The sequence below is a fragment of the Streptomyces sp. UNOB3_S3 genome, assembly GCF_020740895.1.
Lineage (GTDB): Bacteria > Actinomycetota > Actinomycetes > Streptomycetales > Streptomycetaceae > Streptomyces.
Genome location: NZ_JAILXP010000068.1, coordinates 1 through 24,164 on the forward strand (window position 1 = coordinate 1; position 24,164 = coordinate 24,164).

Below are 24,164 nucleotides of genomic sequence, written 5' to 3' on the forward strand. Positions count from 1 at the left end.
GGTTCGGGTGGGTCACCTGGACATGTCCTTCGAGCGGTGGCTGGGTTCGTACGGGGACGGCCGTGGCCCTGGCCACGGCGGCGCAATCGTAGACATACGGTCGTACCGCGCGGCGTCGCGCGGACGACTCCGACCTGAGTGGAACCAACCCCACCCGATCCGCGAGGATGTGCACCATGACCGCCCAGATTCTCGATGGCAAGGCCACCGCGGCCGCGATCAAGTCAGAACTCTCCACCCGTGTGCAGGCGCTGAAGGCCGAGGGCATCACCCCCGGCCTGGGCACGATCCTGGTCGGGGAGGACCCGGGCAGCCAGAAGTACGTGGCCGGCAAGCACCGCGACTGCGCCGAGGTCGGCATCGCCTCCATCCAGCGCGAGCTGCCCGCGACCGCCACCCAGGAGGAGATCGAGGCGGTCGTCCGGGAGCTCAACGAGGACCCCGCCTGCACCGGCTACATCGTCCAGCTGCCGCTGCCCAAGGGCATCGACGAGAACCGCGTCCTCGGCCTGATGGACCCCTCCAAGGACGCCGACGGGCTCCACCCGACCAACCTCGGCCGGCTGGTCCTCAACGAGCCCGCCCCGCTGCCCTGCACCCCCAACGGCATCATCACCCTGCTGCGCCGCCACGGCGTGGAGATCAACGGTGCCGAGGTGGTCGTCGTCGGGCGCGGTGTGACCATCGGCCGCCCGATGCCGCTGCTGCTGACCCGCCGCTCCGAGAACGCCACGGTCACGCAGTGCCACACCGGCACCCGGGACCTGGCGGCCCATCTGAAGCGGGCCGACATCGTCGTGGCCGCGGCGGGCGTGCCGCACCTGATCAAGCCCGAGGACATCAAGCCGGGCGCGGCCGTCCTGGACGTCGGTGTCAGCCGTGACGAGAACGGCAAGATCGTCGGCGATGTCCACCCGGGCGTGCGCGAGGTCGCGGGCTGGATCTCCCCGAACCCCGGCGGCGTGGGCCCGATGACCCGCGCCCTGCTGCTGGTCAACGTGGTGGAGGCCGCCGAGCGGGATGCCTCGCGGCGCGGCGGAACCGGCGATGAGGGCTGAGGCCGACGGGCCGGGCAAGCCTTCCGGCAAGGCGGCCGGGAAGGCCGACGGCAAGCCTTCCGGCAAGACTGACGGGAAGGACGCCGACAAGGCCGCCGGCAAGGCGACCCGTCGCCCCCCGCAGGTCACCCGGGACACCGCGCGCCCCGAGGGCGGCGGGCGCGCCGCGCCCGGGCGCGCCCCGGCGCCCGCCCGTCAGTGGCCGCTGCTGGCGGTCCTGGGGGCCACGGGCCTGGGCCTGCTGATCGTGGCCTTCGACGCCTTCCGGGTCGGTGCGCTGATCATCGGGCTGGCGCTGATCGGCGGCGCGGTGCTGCGCTGGACGCTGCCGTCCGTGGGCATGCTGGCCGTGCGCTCCCGGTTCACCGACCTCTTCCTGTACGGCGGGCTGGGCCTGGCGATCGTGCTGCTCGCCCTGATGGCCCAGCCGCACGCGTGGCTGAAGATCCCGTTCCTGGAGGACGTGCTGCACTTCACCGTGCAGTAGGGCAAGGTGCGTGACGTGGGGCTGTCCGGTGCGCCGGCCCCACGAACATCGTGAGAAGGGGTGTTCCGGCTCATGGCCAAGATCAAGGTCGCCAACCCCGTCGTCGAGCTCGACGGCGACGAGATGACCCGCATCATCTGGCGGTTCATCAAGGAAAAACTGATCCTGCCCCACCTCGACATCGAGCTGAAGTACTACGACCTGGGCATCGAGAACCGCGACGCCACGGGTGACCAGGTGACGGCCGACGCCGCCCACGCCATCAAGGAGTACGGCGTCGGGGTGAAGTGCGCGACCATCACCCCGGACGAGGCGCGCGTCGAGGAATTCAACCTCAAGGCGATGTACCGCTCGCCCAACGGCACCATCCGCAACATCCTCGGCGGAGTGATCTTCCGCGAGCCGATCATCATGAGCAATGTGCCGCGGCTGGTGCCCGGCTGGACCAAGCCCATCGTCGTCGGCCGCCACGCCTTCGGCGACCAGTACCGTGCGACGGACCTCAAGGTCCCCGGCGAGGGCACGCTCACCATGACCTTCACCCCGAAGGACGGCTCCGAGCCGATCGAGCTGGAGGTCTACGAGTTCCCGGGCGCCGGCGTCGCGCTGTCCATGTACAACCTGGACGACTCGATCCGCGACTTCGCCCGCGCCTCGTTCCGCTACGGCCTCGACCGCGGCTACCCGGTGTACATGTCCACCAAGAACACGATCCTCAAGAAGTACGACGGCCGCTTCAAGGACATCTTCCAGGCGGTCTTCGACGCCGAGTTCCGGGAGAGCTTCGAGGCGGCGGGCCTGACCTACGAGCACCGGCTGATCGACGACATGGTCGCCGCCGTGCTCAAGTGGGAGGGCGGCTACGTCTGGGCGTGCAAGAACTACGACGGCGACGTCCAGTCGGACGTCGTCGCACAGGGCTTCGGCTCGCTGGGCCTGATGACCTCGGTGCTGATGTCCCCCGACGGCCGCACGGTCGAGGCCGAGGCCGCGCACGGCACGGTCACCCGCCACTACCGGCAGCACCAGGCGGGCAAGGCGACGTCCACCAACCCCATCGCCTCGATCTTCGCCTGGACCCGGGCACTGGGCCACCGCGGCAGGCTGGACGGCACGCCCGAGGTCGTCCGGTTCGCGGAGACGCTGGAGAAGGTCTGCGTCGAGACCGTGGAGGGCGGCCAGATGACCAAGGACCTGGCCCAGCTGATCGGCCCCGGCCAGCCGTGGCTGACGACCGAGCAGTTCCTGGCGGCCCTGGAGGAGAACCTGCGGCAGCGGGTGGCGGCGTAGCCGCCGGGTGGGCGTGACGCATGACGCGTGACGCATGACGGTGGCCCGTCCTCTCCCCCGTGAGAGGACGGACCACCGGGCCTCGCGACCGCTCGGGTCAGCCGTTCACCCACGCTTCGACATGGGTGTTCTTGCTGCCCTTGAGGGTCAGGTTGAATGCCTGGCCGGGCTTGGCGGCGGCGGTCGCGTAGTGCTTGACGCCGTTGCAGCGGTGCGTCTTGGTGTTGGAACCGCCACCCACGACCTTCACGGTCAGGCTGGCCTCGCCGCCGCCCCAGCAGGTGAAGACGCCACGGGCCATGTTCGCCCCCGAGGGCACCAGGGTGAGCCCGGAGACCCACTTCTTGCCGTGGGTGCCGAGGTAGTCGCCGGAGATGTCGGCGTTCCACAGATTCCGCCAGTGCTCCTGCGCGGTGGCGCCCTGTGCGGTGGTGCCCTGCGCGGCCGGTGCCGCGTTCGCGGCCGGGGCCGCCAGGGCGAGCCCGCCGCCCAGCATGAGGGTCGCGGCGGAGACGGCGATACTCCTGCGTACGTTCATGATCCGGGTTCCTCCCCGTCGGTGAGCGGTGGGGGCGGCACGGGGTGGACCGTGCCGCCCCCCGGCTTGCAGGAATGACTGTGATGCGCCACATCCCCTCCTGCCAAAGGATCGCCGGGAATTGGGCCACCGTGGGACGTCCCACGTCCCCACCTGCGAGGACGCCGGGTCCCACGAGGTCGTGGTGGGACGGGGGAGAGGCCCCGGGGCTGGCCGGAAACCACGGCTCCCGGCCCCGGTCGCGGGAATCGGCGCGTTCGCCTCGCCATGATGTGCGGCAAGAGGCGACTCATCGCCTCGGGTGACTCTTGTGACGCGTATGGGGTGGAACATGTCGCGTTGGAAGGAATTACCCGCCTCGCTGGATCAGCGGGTGCGGCAGTTCGTCGTACAGCTCAGAAGGCTCAAGGACCGCAGCGGGCTCAGTCTGGCCGCGCTGGCGGCCAAGACCTCGTACAGCAGTTCTTCCTGGGAGCGTTATCTCAACGGCAAGCAACTCCCGCCGCGCGACGCCGTCGAGGAGCTTGCCCGGGTCTGCGGCGCCGACACGACCCGGCTGCTGGTTCTGCACGAGGTCGCGGAGGAGGCGTGGACGGACGAGGCGGCGGAGACGGAAGAGGCCGCGGAGGACGGCCTCCTGGCGCCCGGCACGCCCACCACGCCCCCCGCCGGACCGGACCCGCGCCCCGGCCCGCGCCGTACGACGACCGTCGTGCTCGCCGCGGCCGTCGTCGCCCTGACGGCCGCCCTGGTCGCCGTCCTGCTGGTAACCCGTCCATGGCAGGACGACCGGACGGCCGGCGCCCACGACCACGCCGCAGCCAGCGGCGGCAACACCCCGGCACCCTTCGTCTTCGTCCAGGGCCGCTCGCGCCCCTGCGAGGTCCAGCGGCACGACGGCGACCTGCGCGCCGGCTACAGCGCCACCCGGACCACGCTCATGGACCTCAAGACCTCGGGCTGGGAGGTCCTGGAGGCCCAGTGCCTGCTGCGGTACCACGGCTTCGACCCCGGGATCGCCGACGGCTCCTACGGGGACCGGAGCAAGGACGCCGCCAAGGCCTTCCAGAAGGCCCGCGGCCTGGTCGTCGACGGCATCGTCGGCCCGGACACCTGGCAGGAGCTGCGCCGGTGAGCGGGGAACGGCTCGTCCCCGCGGAGTGCGGCCGCCTGGCCGCCGGACTGCGGGAGCTGAAGGACCGTACGGGCCTGAGCCTGGCCGCGCTCGGCGAGCGGACCCCGTACAGCAAGTCGTCCTGGGAGCGCTATCTCAACGGCAAGAAGCTGCCGCCCCGGCAGGCGGTCGACGCGCTGTGCCGGCTGGCGGGTGAACCGGCGGACCGGATGCTGGCGCTGTGGGAGCTCGCCGAGCAGTCGTGGAGCGGACGGGCCGCCGCCGCGCCCGGCCCGGAGCGCCCGGAACGACCGGAGCGCCCGGAACGGGAGGACGGGCCCGTGGCGGAGGAACCGGGACGGCGGAAGCCCTCCTTCATCCGCCGTGTGCTGCCGGCCGGCGCCGCCGCCGTCCTCGTCGTGGCGGGCGTGGTGGTCTCGCTGGTCCTGACGAGCGGCGGGTCCGGGGCCGGCGGACGGGACGCCGGCACCGATCCCCTCGCCGCGTCCTCCTATCCGCAGTCCTACGAACCCGGCTGCCGGGGGGCGGACTGCGAGGGCGCGGACCCCACCCAGATGGGCTGCGGCGCCCAGGGCATGCTCGTCACCCTGCTCCAGCGCCGGGCGGCGGGCGGCCAGCGGGTCGAGATCCGCTACAGCGAGAAGTGCGGGGCCGTGTGGGTGAGGTCCATGAACCTGCGCCTCGGCGACCGGGTCGCGCTCTCGCTGCCCGGCACCGACACCAAGGAGCTCAAGGCCGCGAGCCAGCGGGACACGGAGGTCTATCTGTCGACCGCCATGACGGCCACCAGGGACCCGGACAAGGCGCGGGCCTGCGTACTGCCCATGGGCGGCAGCCCGGAGTGCTTTGTTCCGCAATCACCCGCTCCGCGTGGCTGATGCCGCGTGTGACGGGCGACATGTGGGTAGAAGACGGGTGGAGGAGAGCCGGCGGCCGGTCCTCCACCCCCGTGGGAGGACCGCCCGCTGCTCACCCAATGAGGATCATGACCGCGACAATCCGGATCAAGGTCCGCCGGGCCGCTGTGGCACGGGCGTGACCGTTCCGGTACCGGGTCCCCTTTCCGTACCAAAGTGCCCGGTCATGTCACCGTACGGTCACCACGCGGCGGCGGGTACGGGAACCGGCGTCCGGCGGAGATCGCCGGGCGCGCCCCCGGGGCGTGCGCCCCATGGCCTTGATCAACCCCAAGTGCCACCGTGCGCCGCCCCTTTGGGAACTGACATGCTGGTTTCGGGCATCCCCGTGGGTAGCCGGGAGCGGGGCCGCCGGCGCGGCGGGGCAGGGAAAGGGCGGGCAGCGGCGCGAGTGGCACGGGGACAGACGCTTACGTACGGGGGGACAGGGGAGGGCAATGCCTCGTTGGAGGGCGCTACCGGAGGAACTCGACCCGCAGGTACGCGAGTTCGCCGAACAATTGCGCAGACTCGTCGAGCACAGCGGGCTGGGCATCGCCGCCGTGGCGGACCGCACCGGCTACAGCAAGACGTCCTGGGAGCGCTATCTCAACGGCCGGCTGCTGCCCCCGCGCGGGGCGGCCGAGGCGCTGGCCGAGGTCACGGGCACCGACGTCGGCCATCTGGGCACGATGTGGGAGCTGGCCGAACGGGCGTGGAGCCGCTCCGAGCTCCGGCACGACGTGACGATGGAGGCGATCCGCGTCGCGGAGGCGCGGGCGGCGCTGGGGGAGTTCGGGCCGCCGCCGGGGAAGCCGGCCAAGGCCGGGCGGGCGAGGAAGCAGGCCGCGCCGTCACCGGCCCCCGCCGCGGAGGCCCGCACGGTCCTGCGGGAGGAGAGCGTGGCACCGCCTCCGGTGGACCCGGTGCCGCCGAGGCCCTCGATGCCGGATTCCGGGCTGCCGCGCGATCCGGGGGCGCGGGACGTACGGGACATGGCCATCCCGGTCCGGAAGCCGAAGGGACCCAAGGGGCCCAAGGCGTCCAAGGGGCCGCAGGGCCCCAAGGCGGCCAAGGCCCCCGCCTCCACGCGCCGTAACGCCGTTCTGTTCGCCGTGGGCGCCGTCGGGGCCCTCTTCGTCGTCGCGGCGGGCGTGCTGCTGCTCGGCACGAGCCGGGACGACGGGCAGGTGGCCCAGGGCGCGATCGCCACGCCGAGCGCGGGCAGCCCGTCGAGCCTGCCCGACGGGGTGAAGTGCACGGGCGCCGCCTGCGCGGGTAAGGACCCCGAGACGATGGGCTGCGGCGGCGCGCACGCCACGACAGCGGGCTCCGCGACGGTGGGGGCGTCGTTCCTGGAGGTCCGGTACAGCAAGGCGTGCGGCGCCGCGTGGGCCCGGATCACCCAGGCCGCGCCGGGCGACACCCTCCGCATAAGCGGCACCGGCACCCGGGCCGTCACCGAGAGCGGCCGCGTCGACAAGGGCGCCGACGGGCACACCCGCATGATCCCCGTCTCCGACTCCCACCAGGCCTCCGCCTGCGCGGCCCTCGTCTCGGGCCGCAAGGGCTGCACGACGGCGCGGACGGCGGAGCGGGCGCCGGAAGGGTGACACCGGTTTGTGGGCAATCGTTCCGCAAGGCGGAACGGGTGGGCACAAACCGGCCCACCGGGCCGCACCCGCTCCACGGGCCCAGCCTGCACCGGCCGGGTGCGCACCCCCACCGGGCCGCGCCCGGCCTGGCACCGCCGCCCCGCACCGCCGTGGCCGAGCGCCGTCGCGGCGGAAGGGGGCCCCGCTCCCGCCCTTTCACCGTTTCCCGGGGCGGAGCCCCGGCCCCCGACACGGGGGCGGTGAGGCGTCCCACACCGGGTCGGGAGTACACGGCCGGTCCGGTCGGATAGCCTGACGCCGGATCTCTTGATACCGAGAGAGATCCGCACACCTTGGGCAGGGACACCCACCAAAGCTCGCGCAGGAGATCGCCATGACCCGCACTCCCGTCAATGTCACCGTTACCGGCGCCGCCGGTCAGATCGGCTACGCGCTGCTCTTCCGCATCGCCTCCGGTCACCTCCTCGGCGCGGACGTGCCGGTCAAGCTGCGTCTGCTGGAGATCCCGCAGGGCCTGAAGGCCGCCGAGGGCACCGCCATGGAGCTCGACGACTGCGCGTTCCCGCTGCTGCGCGGCATCGAGATCACCGACGACCCGAACGTCGCGTTCGACGGCGCCAACGTCGCGCTGCTCGTCGGCGCCCGCCCCCGTACCAAGGGCATGGAGCGCGGCGACCTGCTGGAGGCCAACGGCGGCATCTTCAAGCCGCAGGGCAAGGCCATCAACGACCACGCCGCGGACGACATCAAGGTCCTGGTCGTCGGCAACCCGGCCAACACCAACGCCCTGATCGCCCAGGCCGCCGCCCCGGACGTCCCGGCCGAGCGCTTCACCGCGATGACCCGTCTGGACCACAACCGCGCGATCTCCCAGCTCGCGCAGAAGACCGGCGTCGCGGTCTCCGAGATCAAGAAGCTGACGATCTGGGGCAACCACTCCGCCACCCAGTACCCGGACATCTTCCACGCCGAGGTCGCCGGCAAGAACGCCGCCGAGGTCGTGGGCGACGAGCAGTGGCTGGCCGACGCCTTCATCCCGACCGTCGCCAAGCGTGGCGCCGCGATCATCGAGGCCCGTGGCGCGTCCTCGGCCGCCTCGGCCGCCAACGCCGCCATCGACCACGTCCACACCTGGGTCAACGGCACCGCCGCCGGTGACTGGACCTCCATGGGCATCCCGTCGGACGGCTCCTACGGTGTCCCCGAGGGCCTCATCTCCTCCTTCCCGGTCACCTGCAAGGACGGCAAGTACGAGATCGTCCAGGGCCTGGAGATCAACGACTTCTCCCGCTCCCGCATCGACGCCTCCGTCCAGGAGCTGGCGGAGGAGCGCGACGCCGTGCGCGCCCTCGGCCTGATCTGAGCCGAGCCGGACCCACCGTCTTCGTACGGGTGTGCTGACGTACGCCCGTGCCCGACGATTTCGGGCCCGCCATCCACCTCCAAGGGGGGTCGATGGCGGGCCCGCTGGCTTATTCTGGGTTCTTCCGAAAATACGTCAACTCAGCTAGTTCAAAAGTGAGTTCGACGGATCGGGGGATCGAAATGAGCCATTCCGTCCAAGGATCCCCGTCAGAGGCCACCCGGTTACTCTGCGCGGGGACCTACCTCGACATCGAGTTCCGCCGCCGTGTCATCGAAGAGCTGGTGGAACATGAGGAAAGACCCATCGCCCCGTCCCTGGGGGTCGATGTGGTGCCGGTGCTCACCCACGCACTGCGCGCCCGCGGTCAGGACACCCTGACCGCCCTGCTCCTGCTCGCCCTCTGGGTGGGCTTCATCGCCGTCGACTTCGCCTCCGCCCCCGAGGGCGCGGAGGGCCCGCCGTTCGGGGGCCTCTGGTCCCTCTCGTACGCCGCGGTCTGTCTGCTCCACTGGGGCGCGCACGCCGCCGCCGGGCGGGGCTCGGCCACGTACGTCGTCGACCGGCGCACACTCCGGGAGGCCCTCCAGGGCAGCGGCGCCCAGCGCGCCCTGCGCGCCCTGCTGCCGGGCCTGCCCCTCATCACCCTCGCCTACTGGCTCTTCGCCCTCTGGGCGCTCGCGCAGGGCGCGGGCAACTGGGCGGGGATCATCTTCCCGCTGCTGCTCGTGGTGCCGGTGTGGATGCACCGGGCGCGCGTGGCGGCCGTGATGCGCGACGAGCTGAGCCGGAAGGCCTTCACCGAGGAGGACCGGCCCCTTCCCGATTCGGCGTACCACCGTCGTATCGCCCGGTCCATCGACCGGGAGCAGTACGCGGGGCTGACGATCTACGACCCCTCCCGGCCGTTCATCGGCATGGGCGTCCCCTACGAGCCCTGGTCCTTCGCCCTGGAGCTCAAGCGCGCCAAGGCGTCCCCGTCCGCGCCCCCGTCCCCGTCCGCGTCGAACGGCACCGCCAATGGCGCGACCAATGACACGCCCCTCGGGGCAGCCGGGGCGGCCGGTGCGGCCGGTGCCCCCTTCACCGGCCGCACGGTCGTGGAGCTCATCCGGCCCCGGCTGGAGGCCCTGCGGCAGGCCGCCGCCGCGACCAGCCGGGACCGGCTGAAGGACCTGGAGATCGACGAGTTCGTCTACCTCCCGGTCGGGCCGCAGCGGCCCATGGTGTCCTACGACGAGCGCACGGTGCGGATGCATCTGGCCGAGGCCGTCAACGAGGGCGGCGAGGCGCGCCGCTACTTCCTGCGTGTGCGCGTCGGCGCATGGGACGAGCAGGTCGTGGTGTCGGTGCTGGTCAGGGTGCACACCCAGGGCGGGATGCTGGTCCTGGAGGTCGTCCCGCACGTCCTGACCCCGGTCCGGGCGGAGTTCCGCGCGGTCGACGTGATCGCGAGCCGGGGCGAGGAGGACATGCTGCGCGACGGGCTGCGGGCGCTGCTGACCGCTCCCGCCGCGGGTTTCGCGGCGGCCGTCTCCACGGTCCGCTCCGGTGTGTCGGGCTTCCGTACCTGGCTCGCCGACCCCCGGCGCTCGGCGCCGGACGGCCCGGCCCACTCGGTGCGGGAGCTGGCGGCGGCGAAGGAGATCTCGCTGTTCCAGGAGATGGACGTCAGCCGCTATGTGAAGACGGTCCAGGACCGTATCGCGAGCGGGGTCCGGGAGGCGCTGCGCTCCCAGGGCTATGAGACGGACCGTTTCGAGCAGCAGATCGTGCAGATCAGCGAGGGCGCGATCTACATCGGTCAGATGAGCGGCGGCGCCGTGGCCCAGGGCGCGGGCGCCGAGGCCAAACACCTCACGGGAAGCGGGGGACGATGACGGACGACCGGCACAGGAACGACCGGCACGGGAACGACCGGCACCACGAAGAAGAGGGCGACGAGCACCGCCGCGATGGCGCTCCGGGCGGTGGCGGCATCTCCATCGGCTCGATGAGCGGCGGCGCCGTCGCCCAGGGCGAGGGCGCCCAGGCCGAGGACCGTTCCGAGCGGGTGGGCGAGCGGCCCGCCGCGGCGGCCGCGACGCCCCCGCCGCCGGCCCCGGGCCGGGGCGGCATGGCCGTCGGCTCGATGTCGGGCGGCGCGCTGGCACAGGGCAGGGAGGCGCGAGCGGTCGACGCCTCACGGCAGTTGCTGACCTTGACGCCCGAACTGCTCACGGCCGTCCGGGAGATGAGGATGGAGCTGTCCCACTGCGTCCGCCGCCCGGGCGACGGGCTGGACGAGGTCGACGGGGAGCTCGCGGAGCTCCAGGCGGAGGCCGGGCTGACCGGCCAGTGCCGGCGCAGCCGGCTGACGCGGCTGCGGACGCTGCTGACCAGCGGCGCCACGGCCGTCGGCGGGCTGGCGTCGCTGGCCGCCGTCGTCGAGTCGATCAGCCGGTTAGTGGCGTGAGGCGGCGAGGCGCATGAGCTACTGGGACGCGGACGCGCAGAAGTGGGTGGACGAACCGCCGCCCGGCCGGCGGCCGCCGCAGGAACCGCCGGGCACCGGGACCGGTGACACGGGCGAGCCCGAAGTGACCCTCGGTGCCCCGGATCCGGACGACGAGTTGCCCACGGGCCCCTCCCACGCCTCGATCCTCGCGGGCGTCGTGGCCGGGGTGGTGCTGGCGAGCGGACTCGGCGCCGGCATCTGGGCGCTGGTCCGGGACGACGACGGCGGCGGGGGCGGCGGCGGTCCCGTACCGACCGCCACGGCCTGGCCGCCACCGGGCCGGACGGACACCTACGGTTCGTCGTACGGCTCGTCCTACGGGACGACGTACGGCACGACGTCCGGGACGACGACCTACGGTTCGTCGTACGGTTCGTCGTACGGCACGACCTACGGAACGACGTCCGGCTCGACCTACGGTCTCTCCGGGGGCAACACCTACAACCCCTACCCCACGTCCACCACCTACGGCACCTACGGCGGCGCCGCCACGGGCTCCGCGACCGGCTCCACGGGCGGCTCCGCGACCGGCTTCGTACGGACCACGGACCCGGCCGGCTTCCGGCTGGACGTGCCGGCGGGCTGGTCGCGCAGCACGGACCGGGGCAGCGTGTTCTACAAGACGGCGGACGGGCGGAGCCTCATCCAGGTGTTCACGCTCAACCCGCCGGGGGCGACGCCGTACGACTCGCTGCGGGAGACCGAGAAGTACGTCTCCACGTACAAGAACTACCGGAAGACCAGGCTCGGCACGGTCGCCGGGGCGGGCAGCCCCGCGGAGTACGAGTACACGTACACGCTGAGCGACGGCACGTACCGGCATGTGGTGATCCACGCCCACACCGCTCCCGACGGCAGGCAGTACGCCCTGCTGGTGGGCGGTCCGGTGGGCGGCGAGAGCACACAAGCCCTGGTCATGCGGTCATTGGTGGGCTCGTTCTGCCCGACGGGCTACTGCGCCGGATGACCCGTTCGATCAACACCCCATCCCGCGACGCTGAGTGACTCGCGTCACTCTTTGTGAAAGGAGAGGCATACGTTCTGCCCTTCTGGTTAGGCGCGACCCGTTGCCGGCCCTGTGCCTCGTCCGGACAGGGCCGGGACGTACGGGATCGTTCGTCACCGGAAGGCAGAGAAGACATGGCGTCAGCCGAGACCATCCACGTCGACGGGGAGTGGCGTGCCGCCGCGTCCGGCGCACAGCGGGAGGTGCTCGACCCGGCCGACGCCACCGTCCTCGCGGTCGTCGCCGAGGGCGGCGCGGCCGACGCGGACGCGGCCGTGGCCGCCGCGCGCCGCGCGTTCCGCGGCGGCGAGGGCGACTGGCCGCGCACGCCGGTGGCCGAACGCGCCGCGCTGCTGCGGCGCGTGGCCGATCTGCTCCAGCGCGACCGCGAGACCGTCGCGCTCACCGAGAGCCGCGACACGGGCAAGACGCTGGAGGAGGGGCGGGTCGACGTCGACGATGTCACCGCCGCCTTCCGCTACTTCGCGGATCTGGTCGTCAACGAGGGCGGCGGGCGCGTGGTCGACGCCGGCTCGGACGACGTCCACAGCGTCGTCGTGCACGAGCCGGTCGGCGTCTGCGCGCTGATCACGCCCTGGAACTATCCGCTGCTCCAGGCGAGTTGGAAGATCGCTCCGGCGCTGGCGGCGGGCAACACCTTCGTCATCAAGCCCAGCGAGATCACCCCGCTGTCGACCGTGCACCTGGTGCGGCTGCTCGCCGAGGCCGGGCTGCCCGACGGTGTCGCGGGCCTCGTCACCGGCGCCGGCGATCCGGTCGGCGCCCGGCTGGCCGAGCACCCCCACGTGGACCTGGTCTCCTTCACCGGTGGCCTGGCCAGCGGCGCCAAGGTGGCCCGCGCCGCCGCGCCGGCCGTCAAGAAGGTCGCCCTCGAACTCGGCGGCAAGAACCCCAACGTCGTCTTCGCCGATGCCTGCGCCACCGACGAGGACTTCGACACCGCCGTCGACCAGGCCCTCAACGCCGCGTTCATCCACAGCGGCCAGGTCTGCTCGGCGGGCTCCCGGCTCATCGTCGAGGAGTCGGTGCGCGACCGCTTCGTCGCCGAACTCGCCCGTCGCGCCGAGCGGATCAGGCTCGGCCGGGGCACGGAGAAGGACGTCGAGTGCGGCCCGCTCGTCTCCGCGCAGCAGCTCGCCAAGGTCGAGGCGTACGTCGCCTCCGCGCTCGCCGAGGGCGCGGCCCTGCGCTGCGGCGGCAAGCGCCCCGAGCCGTCGGAGACCCGCCCGGCCGAGGGCTACTTCTACGAGCCCACCGTCCTGGACCTCTGCCACGGCGACATGACGGTCGTCCGGGAGGAGACCTTCGGGCCGATCCTCACCGTCGAGACCTTCCACACCGAGGACGAGGCCGTGGCCCTGGCCAACGACACGGAGTACGGGCTCGCGGGCGCCGTCTGGACCAAGGACGCGGGCCGGGCCCGCCGGGTGGCAGGCCGGCTGCGGCACGGCACGGTCTGGATCAACGACTACCACCCCTACCTGCCGCAGGCGGAGTGGGGCGGCTTCGGCAAGTCCGGCACCTGTCGGGAACTGGGCCCCGCCGGGCTCGCCGAGTACCGCGAGAGCAAGCACGTCTACCAGAACCTGGCTCCGAAGCCCGTGCGCTGGTTCGCGGGCTGAACATCGCCCCCGCCTCGCGCTGAATCCTTCCTGCCGCACAAGGAGTCCACCCCCATGACCCCCCTGCCCGTCTACGACTACGTCGTCATCGGCGGCGGAACTGCCGGCTCCGTCATCGCCTCCCGCCTCACCGAGGACCCCGGCGTCACCGTCGCCGTCATCGAGGGCGGCCCCACCGACATCGACCGCGAGGACGTCCTGACCCTCCGCCGCTGGCTCGGCCTGCTCGGCGGCGACCTGGACTACGACTACCCGACCGTCGAACAGCCGCGCGGCAACTCCCACATCCGCCACAGCCGCGCCCGCGTGCTGGGCGGCTGCTCCTCCCACAACACCCTGATCTCCTTCAAGCCGCTGCCCGGCGACTGGGACGAGTGGGCCGGGGCCGGCGCCGAGGGCTGGGACGCGGAGTCCATGGACCCGTACTTCGCCCGGCTCCGCAACAACATCGTCGCGGTGGACGAGAAGGACCGGAACGCCATCGCCCGCGACTTCGTCGAGGCCGCCCAGCGCGCCACGGACGTCCCGCGTGTCGAGGGCTTCAACAAGAAGCCCTTCCACGAGGGCGTCGGCTTCTTCGACCTCGCCTACCACCCCGAGAACAACAAGCGCTCCAGCGCCTCGGTGGCCTACCTCCACCCCTTCCTCGACCGCCCCAACCTCCACCTCATGCTGGAGACCTGGGCGTACCGGCTGGAGATCGAGGCGGGCAAGGCGCGCGGCGTCCACGTCCGCACCAAGGGCGGCGAGGAGGTGTTCGTCGAGGCGGCCCGCGAGGTGCTCGTCTGCGCGGGCGCCGTGGACACGCCCCGGCTGCTGCTCCACTCCGGCATCGGCCCCAAGGCCGACCTGGAGGAGCTCGGCATCCCCGTCGTCCACGACCTGCCGGGCGTCGGCGAGAACCTGCTCGACCACCCCGAGTCGGTCATCGTCTGGGAGACGGACGGTCCCATCCCCGAGAACTCCGCGATGGACTCCGACGCGGGCCTGTTCGTCCGCCGGGACCCGGCCTCGAACGGCCCGGACCTGATGTTCCACTTCTACCAGATCCCCTTCACCGACAACCCCGAGCGCCTCGGCTACGAGAAGCCCGAGCACGGCGTGTCGATGACACCCAACATCCCCAAGCCGCGCAGCCGCGGCCGCCTCTACCTCACCAGCGCCGACCCGTCCGTCAAGCCCGCCCTGGACTTCCGCTACTTCACGGACGAGGACGACTACGACGCCCGTACGCTCGTCGACGGCATCCGCATCGCCCGTGAGATAGCGAAGACCGAACCGCTGGCCGGCTGGCTCAAGCGCGAGGTCTGCCCGGGCCCGGAGATCACCTCCGACGAGGAGCTCAGCGAGTACGCCCGCAAGGTCGCGCACACCGTGTACCACCCGGCGGGCACCTGCCGCATGGGCGCGTCCTCCGACGAACAGGCCGTCGTCGACCCGCAGTTGCGCGTGCGCGGCCTGGAGGGCATCCGTATCGCGGACGCGTCGGTCTTCCCGACGATGACGGCCGTCAACCCGATGATCGGAGTGCTGATGGTGGGGGAGAAGTGCGCCGCGCTGCTCGCGCAGGGCCCGGACGAGGGGGTGGCCCGATGAACGCCGTTGCCGCCCCCGGCGACAGTACGAGCGGCTCGCTACCGAAGGCGCCGCCCGCCGCCGGACAGCAGCCCGTCTTCTCCGTCCGCAACCTGTGGAAGGTCTTCGGGACGAAGGCCGACCGCGTCCCCGGCGGCCCGCTGGCCGACCTGTCACCGGAAGCCCTGCGCGAGCAGTCCGGCTGCACGGTCGCCGTCCGCGACGTCTCCTTCGACGTCCGTCCCGGCGAGTGCTTCGTGGTCATGGGCCTGTCCGGCTCGGGCAAGTCCACGCTCGTCCGCTGCCTCACCCGCCTCATCGAACCCACCGCCGGCACCATCGCCATCGACGGCGAGGACGTGGGCGGCATGGACAAGGGCGCCCTGCGCGACCTGCGCCGGCACCGGGCCGCCATGGTCTTCCAGCACTTCGGCCTGCTCCCGCACCGCACGGTCCTCGACAACGTCGCCTACGGACTGGAGATCCAGGGCGTGGGCAAGGCCGAACGCCGCGCCAAGGCCGCCGAGATGGTGACCAAGGTCGGCCTCGCGGGCATGGAGGACCGCCGCCCCGGCCAGCTCTCCGGCGGCCAGCAGCAGCGCGTCGGCCTGGCCCGGGCCCTGGCCGCCGACCCCGAAGTGCTGCTGTTCGACGAGCCGTTCAGCGCGCTCGACCCGCTGATCCGCCGCGACATGCAGGAAGAGGTCGTCCGCCTCAACCGCGACGAGGGCCGCACGATGGTCTTCATCACCCACGACCTCAGCGAGGCGCTGCGCGTCGGCGACCGCATCGCGCTGATGCGCGGCGGCCGCGTCGTCCAGTGCGGCACCCCCGAGGAGATCGTCGGCTCCCCGGCCGACGACTACGTCCGCGACTTCGTCCGGGACGTGCCCCGCGAACAGGTCCTCACCGTCCGCCGCGCCATGCGCCCCGCCCACGACGCGGGCGAGGCCGCGACCGGCCCGGCCCTGTCCCCGGCCACGACCGTCGCCGACGCCATCGAGGCGGTGGCCCGCACGGGCCGCTCCGCCCGGGTCGTCGACGCGGGCCGGTGCCTGGGCGTCGTCGACTCCACGAGCCTGCTCGGAGTCGTCGCAGGCCTGGACAGGACGCCTTCCACGCCTGCCACACCTTCCACAGGGGGTTTCGAGGAGAAGACCGCGGCATGAGCACGGCCGGTACGACCGTCACCCCCCACATCACGCCCCTACGGGCGGTCTGGCACCGCCCCGCCGCCCGCAAACTACTCCTGCTCGCGGCCGTCACCGCGGCCGTGGCGCCGTTCGCCGCCGCCCACTGGGGCAGCGGCGCCTGGCCGCACGCGCTGACCGTCGACCTGACCGGACCGCTCGGCCGGGCCAACGACTGGATCATCGACAACCGCGACAGCCACTGGCTGTTCCTGTACTTCTTCGGCCACATCAGCAACGCGATCATCGTCTCGGTACGGGCCGTCTACGTGGTCCTGCTCGCCCTGGGCTGGGCGGGCGTGACGGCGGGCGCGACACTGCTGGCGTGGCGCCTGGCGGGCGTGAGGGCGGGCGTCACGGCCCTGGCGTCGTTCGCGGTGTGCGGACTGCTGGGCATGTGGGTCCCCACGATGCGCACGCTGGCCCTGATGATCGTGGCCGTCGTGGCGTCCGTCGCCGTCGGCGCGCTCCTGGGCCTGGCGGCCGGCCTCTCGGACCGTACGTTCCGGGCCCTGCGCCCGGTCCTGGACACGATGCAGGCCCTGCCCGCCTTCGCCTACCTCCTGCCGGTCGTGCTCGTCTTCGGCATCGGCGTGGCCCCGGCCGTCCTGGCCACCGTCGTCTACGCGGCCCCGCCGATGGCCCGCCTCACGGCACTGGGCCTGCGCGGCACGGACAAGGGCGTCCTGGAGGCCGTCGACTCCCTCGGCGCCACGGCCCGCCAGCGCCTCCTGACGGCCCGCCTGCCCCTGGCCCGCCGGGAACTGCTCCTGGGCGTCAACCAGAGCATCATGATGGCCCTGTCCATGGCCGTCATCGCGTCGGTCATCGGCGCGGACGGCCTGGGCGACCGCGTCTACCAGGCCCTCTCGACGGTCGACGTGGGCAGCGCCCTGGCAGCGGGCATCCCGATCGTCCTGCTGGCCATAGTCCTGGACCGCTCTGTGGGAGACCACTCTGTGGGCTCGCCCCGCCCGCGGTTGTGGGCAGGCGTTCCGCAGGGCGGAACGGGTGGGCACAACCGCCCACCGGGCCGCACTCGAACGATCACCACGTGGGTGGCGAGCATCGCGACGGTGGTTGCCGCAGGCCGCCTCGTCGGCACGACTTGGCCCGACGGCTGGACCGTCACCATCGCCGCCCCGGTGAACCGCGCCAAGGACTGGATGGTCGACCACCTCTACAGCGGAATCCCCGGAATCGGCGGCACCGCCGACGCCGCCGCCCACTACACCGCCTGGGTCCTCGACCCCCTCCGCGACGGCCTCCAGGCCCTCCCCTGGTGGGGCGCCCTCGCCCTCGTCGCGGCCCTCGCCTGGACGATCGGCACCTGGCGCACCGCCCTGACCGCGACCCTCTCGCTCGCCGCGATCGGCGTGCTGGGCCGCTGGGAGCCCGCCATGGACACCCTCTCCCAGGTGCTCGCGGCGGTCGCCGTCACCCTGCTCCTGGGCGTGCTCGTGGCCGTCGCGGCCGCGCGCAGCGACCGGGTGGAGCGCCTGCTCCGCCCCGTCCTGGACGTCTTCCAGACCATGCCGCAGTTCGTCTACCTCATCCCGGTCGTCGCCCTCTTCGGCGTGGGCCGCGCCCCGGCCGCCGCGGCGGCGGTCGTCTACGCGCTGCCCGCCGTCGTCCGCATCGTGAGCCAGGGCCTGCGGCAGGTGGATCCGGCGGCCATGGAGTCCGCGCGCTCGCTGGGCGCGACGGGCGGGCAGCAGCTCCGCCAGGTGCAGTTCCCGCTGGCGAGGCCGCAGCTGCTGCTGGCCGTGAACCAGGCGGTCGTGCTCGTCCTGTCCGTCGTCATCATCGGCGGCCTGGTGGGCGGCGGCGCGCTCGGCTACGAGGTGGTCTTCGGCCTCGCGCAGGGCGATCTCGCCACGGGCCTGATGGCCGGTACGGCCATCGCGTGCCTGGGACTGATGCTCGACCGGGTGACCCAGCCGACGAAGGAGGCGAACTGACATGAAGCGCACCGACATGAAGCGCAAGGCACTGATCGCCCTCCCGGCGGCGGCCCTGCTGGCCGCCGGCGTCACCGGCTGCGGCGCGGCGGACATGACCAAGCAGGGGTCCCCGTACGCCAACGCGGCGGGGGCGAAGACCGTGACCCTCTCCGTGCAGTCGTGGGTCGGCGCCCGCGCCAACGCGGCGGTGGCGCAGTACCTGCTGGAACACGAGCTGGGCTACCGCGTGGACACCGTGCAGGTGGACGAGGTCCCGGCCTGGGACGCCCTCAGCCAGGGCCGCGTGGACGCGATCATGGAGGACTGGGGCCACCCGGACCAGGAGAAGCGCTATGTCCAGGACAAGAAGACGATCACGGAAGGCGGCGAGCTCGGGGTCACCGGTCACATCGGCTGGTGGGTGCCCAAGTACTTCGCCGACGCCCACCCCGACGTCCTGGACTGGAAGAACCTCAACAAATACGCCGCGCGGCTGAAGACTTCCGAGAGCGGAGGGAAGGGCCAGCTCCTCGACGGCTCCCCGTCGTACGTCACCAACGACAAGGCGCTGGTGAAGAACCTGAAGCTGGACTACCAGGTCGTCTTCGCGGGCTCCGAGGCCGCGCAGATCACGCAGATCAAGCAGTTCGCGAAGGAGAAGAAGCCCTTCCTGACCTACTGGTACGAGCCCCAGTGGCTCTTCAACGAGGTCCCGATGGTCGAGGTGAAGCTCCCGGAGTACTCGGACGCGTGCGCGGAGAAGGGCGCGAAGGACCCGTCGACGATCGACTGCGCGTACCCGACGACGTCCCTGAAGAAGTACCTCAACACGGACTTCGCGAAGAAGGGCGGCAAGGCGGCCCGCTTCCTGAAGGACTTCCGCTGGACGAAGGCCGACCAGAACGAGGTCGCCCAGATGATCGCCGAGGACAAGCTCGCGCCGGAGGAGGCGGCGAAGCGGTGGGTGGAACGCCACCCGGACAAGTGGAAGAAGTGGATGAGCTGAGGCAGCCAAAATCAGCCCCTCCGGCGTTTGAGGAGCGGGGGTCCGGGGGCGGGGCCCCGGGAAACGGTGAAAGGGCGGGACCGGGGCAACACCCCCACCCCACCCGCAGGCGCACAATGCCCATATGTCCAACCCTGGGTGCATAACACGCGCACTCCGCAAGGACCGCCGCGCGGCCGCCGTCAACGCGGCCGTCGGCGTCGTCCTGGCGACAGCCGCCGCCGTCCTGCTCCTCTTCACCGTCCCCGCGAAGCACGCCGAGGGGCGCGACTTCCGGGCGGCACCCACCTGCCCGGCGGCTGCCGCTCCGGCCGGCGACTGCCTGCGTCCGGAGCCGTTCACGGTGGTCAAGGTCGTCCGGGACGAGATGAAGAAGACCCCCACTACTACCTGCGCGTCGCCGGACGCGACGGCACGCGCCCGCTCGTCGAGCTGCGGGGGCAGAGCCCGGTCGTCGGCGTCGTCAAGGCCGGTGACCAGGTGACCGCCTGGTACTGGAATGGCGAGATCAGGGCGTTCGACTTCCGCGGCGAGCGGCAGTACGCCGAGGCGGACCCGACGGACGACTTCCGCGTCCCCACCGCCATCGGCCTGGTGGCGACGCCCCTCTCCCTGGCCTTCCTCTGGTCGGCGTACTGGCTGGCCCGCCGGTCCGCCAAGTCGCCGCGGCGCACGCCCTGGCAGACCTCGGTCCCCAACCTCGCGGCCTTCGGCATCGCGGCGGCCGGGGCGCCGTTCGGCTACTTCCAGGACACGATGGAGGGGGCGCTGCGTTGGACCGGCTACGTCGCTGTGCCCATCGTGACCGTCGCGGCCGCCGTGATGGTCTGGAACGTCTTCCGGGACCGCCGGAAGGAGACCGACACGGTCGAGGTCGTCCCGCTGATCCCCACTCGGGAAAAGGTCTTCGTCGGCGTGATCACCGGCGACGTCCCGTACAGCAAGGAGGGGTTCCACACGCTCGTCGCGGGCCCCGGCCTGCTCGCGACGACCGTCGACCCCACCGGCCACGTCCTCCGCACGACCGTGCCGGGCACCCTGGTCGTGGAGCGCGTCCGCCCCGTCTACCGCACGGATCCCTCCATTTACAGGGAGAACGTGGCCTTGGTCGCGGAGTGCCGCGACGGCGACAAGCGGGTGCTGATCCTGGCGGCCGCCGAGCACATGGGCTGGGTGCTGGGGGCGCTCCTGCCGGACGGGCCGCCGCCCGTCGGAGCGCCCCCGGAAGCCCGCCCGGCGGCTTCCTGACCGGGCCGGGACCTTAGCCCAGGTTCTCGATCCGGTCGATGATCCAGCCGCCGAGTTGCTCGGTCATCAGGGTGTGCGGCTGGTTCTCCGAGGCCAGAATGAACTCGTCGAGCTCGCTCTCTGCCGGGTCGAGGCCGTCGATGCCGACGTACAGGTCGTCGTTGGTGGTGACGTCCCGGATGGCCACGGCGCTGACCGAAGGCACGAACGAGTGGTACCGGATGTGGGCTTCCGTCTTGAATCCGAGGAGCGAAAACTCGTTGAGCTTGTCGGCCAGGATGCCGAAGCCCTCCAGGGTGCCGCCGGGGGACCCGTCGATCTCGGGCAGGCCGTCGGTCCGCACCTCCTTGGCTGGCGGCGGAGTCACCAGCCGCAGCTTGGCGACGAGTTGGCTGTCGCCGCCGCGCTGGGCGTAGAGATGGGTGCCCAGGATGCTCAGGCCCCTTCCCTCGACCGCGTGGTCGCCGGGCTTGATGCCGTTGCCCTCTGCGGTTCCGACGCCGTTGGCGACGCCGATCCTGGGGATCGATGGCCAGCCGCCCATCTCCTCCAGCTCGTCGAGGAGCTGTTGGCGGAGACCGTCCACGCCGTGCTTGCTGTCCCACTCCTCGATGTGCCAGGCCAGCAGCTGCCGGGAGGCCGGGCTGTTGATCTGATCGGAGAAGGCGCTGTTGAGGTCCCGCGAGTAGTGCGCGAAAGCCTGGAGGCCGATGGGGATCCAGGCACCGCGGTGCGGGGTGTCGTAGGAATAGTAGAGGCCCGTGCGGTGCGCCATCTTTTGAAATTCAAGCTTGGTGAGGGCGTAGCGGGTGACGACGCCGCCCATGCTGAAGCCGCCGACGACGAGCGAGTGGCCGCTCTGGCACTCGGCGCCGGCCCGGAGGATCGCCGCGATCGCGGCCTCGGCGTTCTCCTGGATCGCGGCGCTGCGCTCGTGGAAACCGAGGATGATCACGTCGCGGCCGCGGCGGCGCAGCTCGCTCAGGAAGGGGTACTGCCCCCAGTCCAGGGCCTGCCACAGCATGTCGATGCTGCTCGGCCCCGTGTTGAACCCGTCGGAGGCGATCACGGGCCTGGTCAGCCGGTCGTTGCCTTCGCCGTAGTAGACCCACGCGGTGCCGCCCGGCAGGTCCCAGACGTCGCTCGGAACGGGCGGGATCCTGGTGGGCGCCTCCTTGGGGCCGGGGGCCAGGATGATGGACCCGGAGGCGGCGAGAGCTTCGCGGATCTGCTGCTCGGTGGCCTGCGGTTCGCTCATGGGCGGGCTTCCTTCCACGCGAGTGATAGCAACGAGTGTCAGCATGACCACGCAGAGTGCGGCTTAATCCGATACGGGACGGGATGGCAAGAATTCGTCGCCCCCGGACGGGCAGAGGATCCCACCGCGATACGACGCATGCGATGTGACCGTCACGAAGCCGACGGACCGTCTGCCCCGTCGGACAGGCTTCAGGGCTCAGGCCTCGTCCCGCAGCCCGGCGGCGATCTCCGACACCGCCGCCATCGCCCGCCGGTGCAGCCCGCCCCCGAACGTGACCCGGGCGGCGCCGAGCGCGCCGAGTTCGGAGGGGGAGGGCCCGCCGGGCTTGGCGAGGGCGTTGACCGGCAGTCCGACGCGCTCGGCGATCGGCGCGAGCAACTCGGCGGGGGCGAGGATCGGGTAGACGCAGTCGGCGCCGGCCGCCGCGTACAGCAGCCCGCGTTCGACAGCGGGGGCGGCGCCCTCGACGCCCTTCAGGAAGGTGTCGATACGGGCGTTGACGACGAGCCGTCCGTCCGCCTCGGCCACGACGGCGGCCAGCCAGTCGGCCTGCTCGTCCGGCTCCTTGAGCAGGCCGGTCCGCCGGTCGGTGTCCTCCAGGTTGCAGCCGACGACGCCGGTCTCCAGGAGGCGTTCGACAAGCTCATGGGGCGGCAGCCCGTAGCCGTCCTCCACGTCGGCGGTGACGACCACCCCTTCGGCGGCGACGGCCCGCACGATCCGGCCCACCGCCGTCAACATTTCCGCTGCCGGAGCTTCCCCGTCCGTGTACCCCAGGGATGCCGAGACCCCCGCGCTCGGCGTCGCCAGAGCCCGGAACCCGGCGTCGGCGAAGGCCCGGGCGCTGGCGGCGTCCCAGGGGCCGGGCAGCACGAGCGGACCGTCGGTGGCACTGCTGTGATGGCGGGCCCGGAAGGCGGCCACTGCCGCGTCGTTCGCTCTCATACGAACGACCGTAGGCCCGCAAGAGGCGGGTGGAGTGGTCCACTTCTCCTCGGAGAACGTGGGCCACTCCACCCGTTCGGCCCTATGGGGCCAGGGGATCAGCCGCCGTACGGGCGGGTGATGATCTCCATGAAATGGCCGGTGGGGTCCGGGAAGTACACGCCCCGGCCACCGTCATTGTGGTTGATCTCCATCGGCCGCTGCTGACGCGGATCGGCCCAATAGGTGAGCCCGGCTTCCTGGATGCGCGCGAACGCCGCGTCGAACTCCTCCTCGGAGATGAGGAAGGCGTAGTGCTGCGGCGAGAAGGGCGCCTGGGGCGGAAGAGTGGCGAAATCGAGCGTCACGCCGTTGGCGAGGACCACGGGGATGAACGGGCCCCATTCCTCACCGATCTCCAGTCCGAGGATGTGGGCGAAGAATTCCGCCGACTCGCGGTTGTTCTTGGACGCGACGATGGTGTGGTTCAGCTGAACTGACAAAGTGTGAATGCCTCCGGGGCATCTCGGACACCTCCACGCCTCACCCGGTCGGTGACCGACGCGCGATGCCGTGGCCCGAGCCTACCCGGGCCGGATCAGGGCTGGTAGGACCCCGGCTGGACGCGGGTCGAGACGCTGATGCGGTTCCAGGAGTTGATCACGATGATCGCGGCGATGAGGTGCGCCAGCTCCTCATCGGAGAAGTGGCGCGCGGCGCGCTCGTAGACCTCGTCCGGGACGAAGCCGTCCGTGAGGACGGTGATGGCCTCGGTGAGGGCGAGGGCCGCCTGCTCCTTCTCCGTGTAGTAGCCGGTGGCCTCCTCCCACGCGTTGAGGAGGTAGATGCGCGCCTCGGACTCGCCCGCCTTGCGGGCGTCCTTGACGTGCATGTCGATGCAGAACGCGCAGTGGTTGAGCTGCGAGGCGCGGATCTTCACCAGCTCGCCGATGACCGGGTCCACGCCCTCGTTCGCGGCCTTCGAAAGGGCGAACATCGCCTTCCGGACCTCGGGGGCGTGCTTGTAGAAGTCCATGCGGGGACCGTGCTGGTGGGTGCCGGGAGTGTTCTCTGTCGTCGTCATGCCACCGACGCTACGCCACGGATAGCCCAGCGGTATGGTCCATTCCCATGGAGAAAACGTGGGCCATTTCCGGGGTGGACCTCCACCTGGACCTTCCCCGCGCGGACGCGAACGCGGAAGCGGGAACGGAAGCCGGACCGGGCACCGGCACGGGCACAGGCACCGGCGCGGGTGAACGCGGCGTGCGCGCCGCGCTCACCGGCGCGCTGCGCGAGGCCGTACGGTCCGGGCGGCTGGCCCCCGGCACCCGGCTGCCCTCCTCCCGCTCCCTCGCCGCTGACCTCGGGCTCGCCCGCAACACCGTCGCCGACGCCTACGGCGAGCTCGTCGCGGAGGGCTGGCTCACCGCCCGGCAGGGCTCCGGCACCCGGGTGGCCCCGCGCACCGCGCCGCCCCGCCCGGCC

General features: G+C 71.9%; 23 protein-coding genes. 18 read left to right on the plus strand and 5 right to left on the minus strand.

Going from position 1 to position 24,164, the window contains the following annotated elements:
• The first annotated feature begins 176 nt into the window (after positions 1–176).
• From K6I33_RS10405 to K6I33_RS10415, 3 genes are all read left to right on the plus strand, one after another.
• Positions 177–1,058: a bifunctional methylenetetrahydrofolate dehydrogenase/methenyltetrahydrofolate cyclohydrolase gene (locus tag K6I33_RS10405; protein WP_229350179.1), complete on the plus strand. Its 882-nt coding sequence runs from the start codon at positions 177–179 to the stop codon at positions 1,056–1,058.
• On the plus strand, positions 1,048–1,545 hold the full coding sequence (locus K6I33_RS10410; RefSeq protein WP_229350181.1) for a DUF3017 domain-containing protein: 498 nt from the start codon (positions 1,048–1,050) through the stop codon (positions 1,543–1,545). The genes K6I33_RS10405 and K6I33_RS10410 overlap by 11 nt, the downstream gene beginning before the upstream one ends.
• 72 nt (positions 1,546–1,617) lie before the next feature.
• Positions 1,618–2,835, plus strand: coding sequence for an NADP-dependent isocitrate dehydrogenase (locus tag K6I33_RS10415; protein ID WP_229350183.1), 1,218 nt, complete (start codon positions 1,618–1,620; stop codon positions 2,833–2,835).
• A 97-nt stretch (positions 2,836–2,932) separates the two neighbouring features.
• Here the strand turns inward: K6I33_RS10415 and K6I33_RS10420 are convergent, their stop codons facing one another.
• Positions 2,933–3,373 carry a hypothetical protein gene (locus tag K6I33_RS10420; protein WP_229350185.1) on the minus strand — a complete coding sequence of 147 codons (441 nt, stop codon included), beginning with the start codon at positions 3,371–3,373 and terminating at the stop codon, positions 2,933–2,935.
• 331 nt (positions 3,374–3,704) lie between these two features.
• On the opposite strand from K6I33_RS10420, the gene K6I33_RS10425 reads away from it, so the two are divergent.
• The 14 genes from K6I33_RS10425 (at position 3,705) to K6I33_RS10490 (ending at position 20,491) form a co-directional block, all read left to right on the plus strand.
• Positions 3,705–4,508: a helix-turn-helix domain-containing protein gene (locus K6I33_RS10425; protein ID WP_229350187.1), complete on the plus strand. Its 804-nt coding sequence runs from the start codon at positions 3,705–3,707 to the stop codon at positions 4,506–4,508.
• Positions 4,505–5,386 (plus strand): XRE family transcriptional regulator, encoded by an 882-nt coding sequence (locus K6I33_RS10430; protein ID WP_229350189.1) that lies wholly within the window; start codon positions 4,505–4,507, stop codon positions 5,384–5,386. The genes K6I33_RS10425 and K6I33_RS10430 overlap by 4 nt, the downstream gene beginning before the upstream one ends.
• A 476-nt stretch (positions 5,387–5,862) precedes the next feature.
• Positions 5,863–7,017 carry an XRE family transcriptional regulator gene (locus tag K6I33_RS10435; RefSeq protein ID WP_229350191.1) on the plus strand — a complete coding sequence of 385 codons (1,155 nt, stop codon included), beginning with the start codon at positions 5,863–5,865 and terminating at the stop codon, positions 7,015–7,017.
• 376 nt (positions 7,018–7,393) lie between these two features.
• Positions 7,394–8,383, plus strand: coding sequence for a malate dehydrogenase (locus K6I33_RS10440; RefSeq protein WP_229350193.1), 990 nt, complete (start codon positions 7,394–7,396; stop codon positions 8,381–8,383).
• A 182-nt stretch (positions 8,384–8,565) separates the two neighbouring features.
• Positions 8,566–10,263 carry a hypothetical protein gene (locus tag K6I33_RS10445; protein ID WP_229350195.1) on the plus strand — a complete coding sequence of 566 codons (1,698 nt, stop codon included), beginning with the start codon at positions 8,566–8,568 and terminating at the stop codon, positions 10,261–10,263.
• Positions 10,260–10,838, plus strand: a complete 579-nt coding sequence (locus K6I33_RS10450; protein ID WP_229350197.1) for a hypothetical protein — start codon at positions 10,260–10,262, stop codon at positions 10,836–10,838. The genes K6I33_RS10445 and K6I33_RS10450 overlap by 4 nt, the downstream gene beginning before the upstream one ends.
• A 13-nt stretch (positions 10,839–10,851) precedes the next feature.
• A complete protein-coding gene (locus tag K6I33_RS10455) occupies positions 10,852–11,847 on the plus strand; it encodes a hypothetical protein (RefSeq protein WP_229350199.1) in 996 nt (331 codons plus the stop codon).
• Positions 11,848–12,020: 173 nt separating this feature from the next.
• The gene (locus tag K6I33_RS10460; protein WP_229350201.1) at positions 12,021–13,529 is read left to right on the plus strand and encodes an aldehyde dehydrogenase family protein; all 1,509 of its coding nucleotides are present in this window, start codon (positions 12,021–12,023) and stop codon (positions 13,527–13,529) included.
• Between the two features lie 54 nt (positions 13,530–13,583).
• Entirely contained in the window at positions 13,584–15,125 is a 1,542-nt protein-coding gene (locus K6I33_RS10465) for a GMC family oxidoreductase (RefSeq protein ID WP_229350203.1), read from the plus strand.
• The gene (locus K6I33_RS10470) at positions 15,122–16,273 is read left to right on the plus strand and encodes a glycine betaine/L-proline ABC transporter ATP-binding protein (protein ID WP_229350205.1); all 1,152 of its coding nucleotides are present in this window, start codon (positions 15,122–15,124) and stop codon (positions 16,271–16,273) included. Before K6I33_RS10465 ends, K6I33_RS10470 begins: the two co-directional genes overlap by 4 nt.
• Positions 16,270–18,255: a proline/glycine betaine ABC transporter permease gene (locus K6I33_RS10475; RefSeq protein ID WP_229350207.1), complete on the plus strand. Its 1,986-nt coding sequence runs from the start codon at positions 16,270–16,272 to the stop codon at positions 18,253–18,255. The genes K6I33_RS10470 and K6I33_RS10475 overlap by 4 nt, the downstream gene beginning before the upstream one ends.
• 1 nt (position 18,256) lies before the next feature.
• Positions 18,257–19,243, plus strand: a complete 987-nt coding sequence (locus tag K6I33_RS10480) for an ABC transporter substrate-binding protein (protein WP_229350209.1) — start codon at positions 18,257–18,259, stop codon at positions 19,241–19,243.
• Positions 19,244–19,367: 124 nt separating this feature from the next.
• Positions 19,368–19,727, plus strand: coding sequence for a hypothetical protein (locus tag K6I33_RS10485; RefSeq protein ID WP_229350211.1), 360 nt, complete (start codon positions 19,368–19,370; stop codon positions 19,725–19,727).
• Positions 19,724–20,491: a hypothetical protein gene (locus K6I33_RS10490; RefSeq protein WP_229350213.1), complete on the plus strand. Its 768-nt coding sequence runs from the start codon at positions 19,724–19,726 to the stop codon at positions 20,489–20,491. Before K6I33_RS10485 ends, K6I33_RS10490 begins: the two co-directional genes overlap by 4 nt.
• Positions 20,492–20,504: 13 nt before the next feature.
• On the opposite strand, the gene K6I33_RS10495 is transcribed toward K6I33_RS10490, so the two are convergent.
• The 4 genes from K6I33_RS10495 to K6I33_RS10510 form a co-directional block, all read right to left on the minus strand.
• The gene (locus K6I33_RS10495; protein WP_229350215.1) at positions 20,505–21,749 is read right to left on the minus strand and encodes a hypothetical protein; all 1,245 of its coding nucleotides are present in this window, start codon (positions 21,747–21,749) and stop codon (positions 20,505–20,507) included.
• Between the two features lie 198 nt (positions 21,750–21,947).
• Positions 21,948–22,697 carry an isocitrate lyase/phosphoenolpyruvate mutase family protein gene (locus tag K6I33_RS10500; RefSeq protein ID WP_229350217.1) on the minus strand — a complete coding sequence of 250 codons (750 nt, stop codon included), beginning with the start codon at positions 22,695–22,697 and terminating at the stop codon, positions 21,948–21,950.
• Positions 22,698–22,795: 98 nt separating this feature from the next.
• Positions 22,796–23,179, minus strand: coding sequence for a VOC family protein (locus K6I33_RS10505; RefSeq protein ID WP_229350219.1), 384 nt, complete (start codon positions 23,177–23,179; stop codon positions 22,796–22,798).
• Positions 23,180–23,274: 95 nt separating this feature from the next.
• On the minus strand, positions 23,275–23,760 hold the full coding sequence (locus K6I33_RS10510; RefSeq protein WP_229350221.1) for a carboxymuconolactone decarboxylase family protein: 486 nt from the start codon (positions 23,758–23,760) through the stop codon (positions 23,275–23,277).
• Between the two features lie 47 nt (positions 23,761–23,807).
• On the opposite strand from K6I33_RS10510, the gene K6I33_RS10515 reads away from it, so the two are divergent.
• On the plus strand, positions 23,808–24,164 hold a 357-nt coding region (locus K6I33_RS10515), incomplete at its 3' end, for a GntR family transcriptional regulator (RefSeq protein ID WP_229350223.1).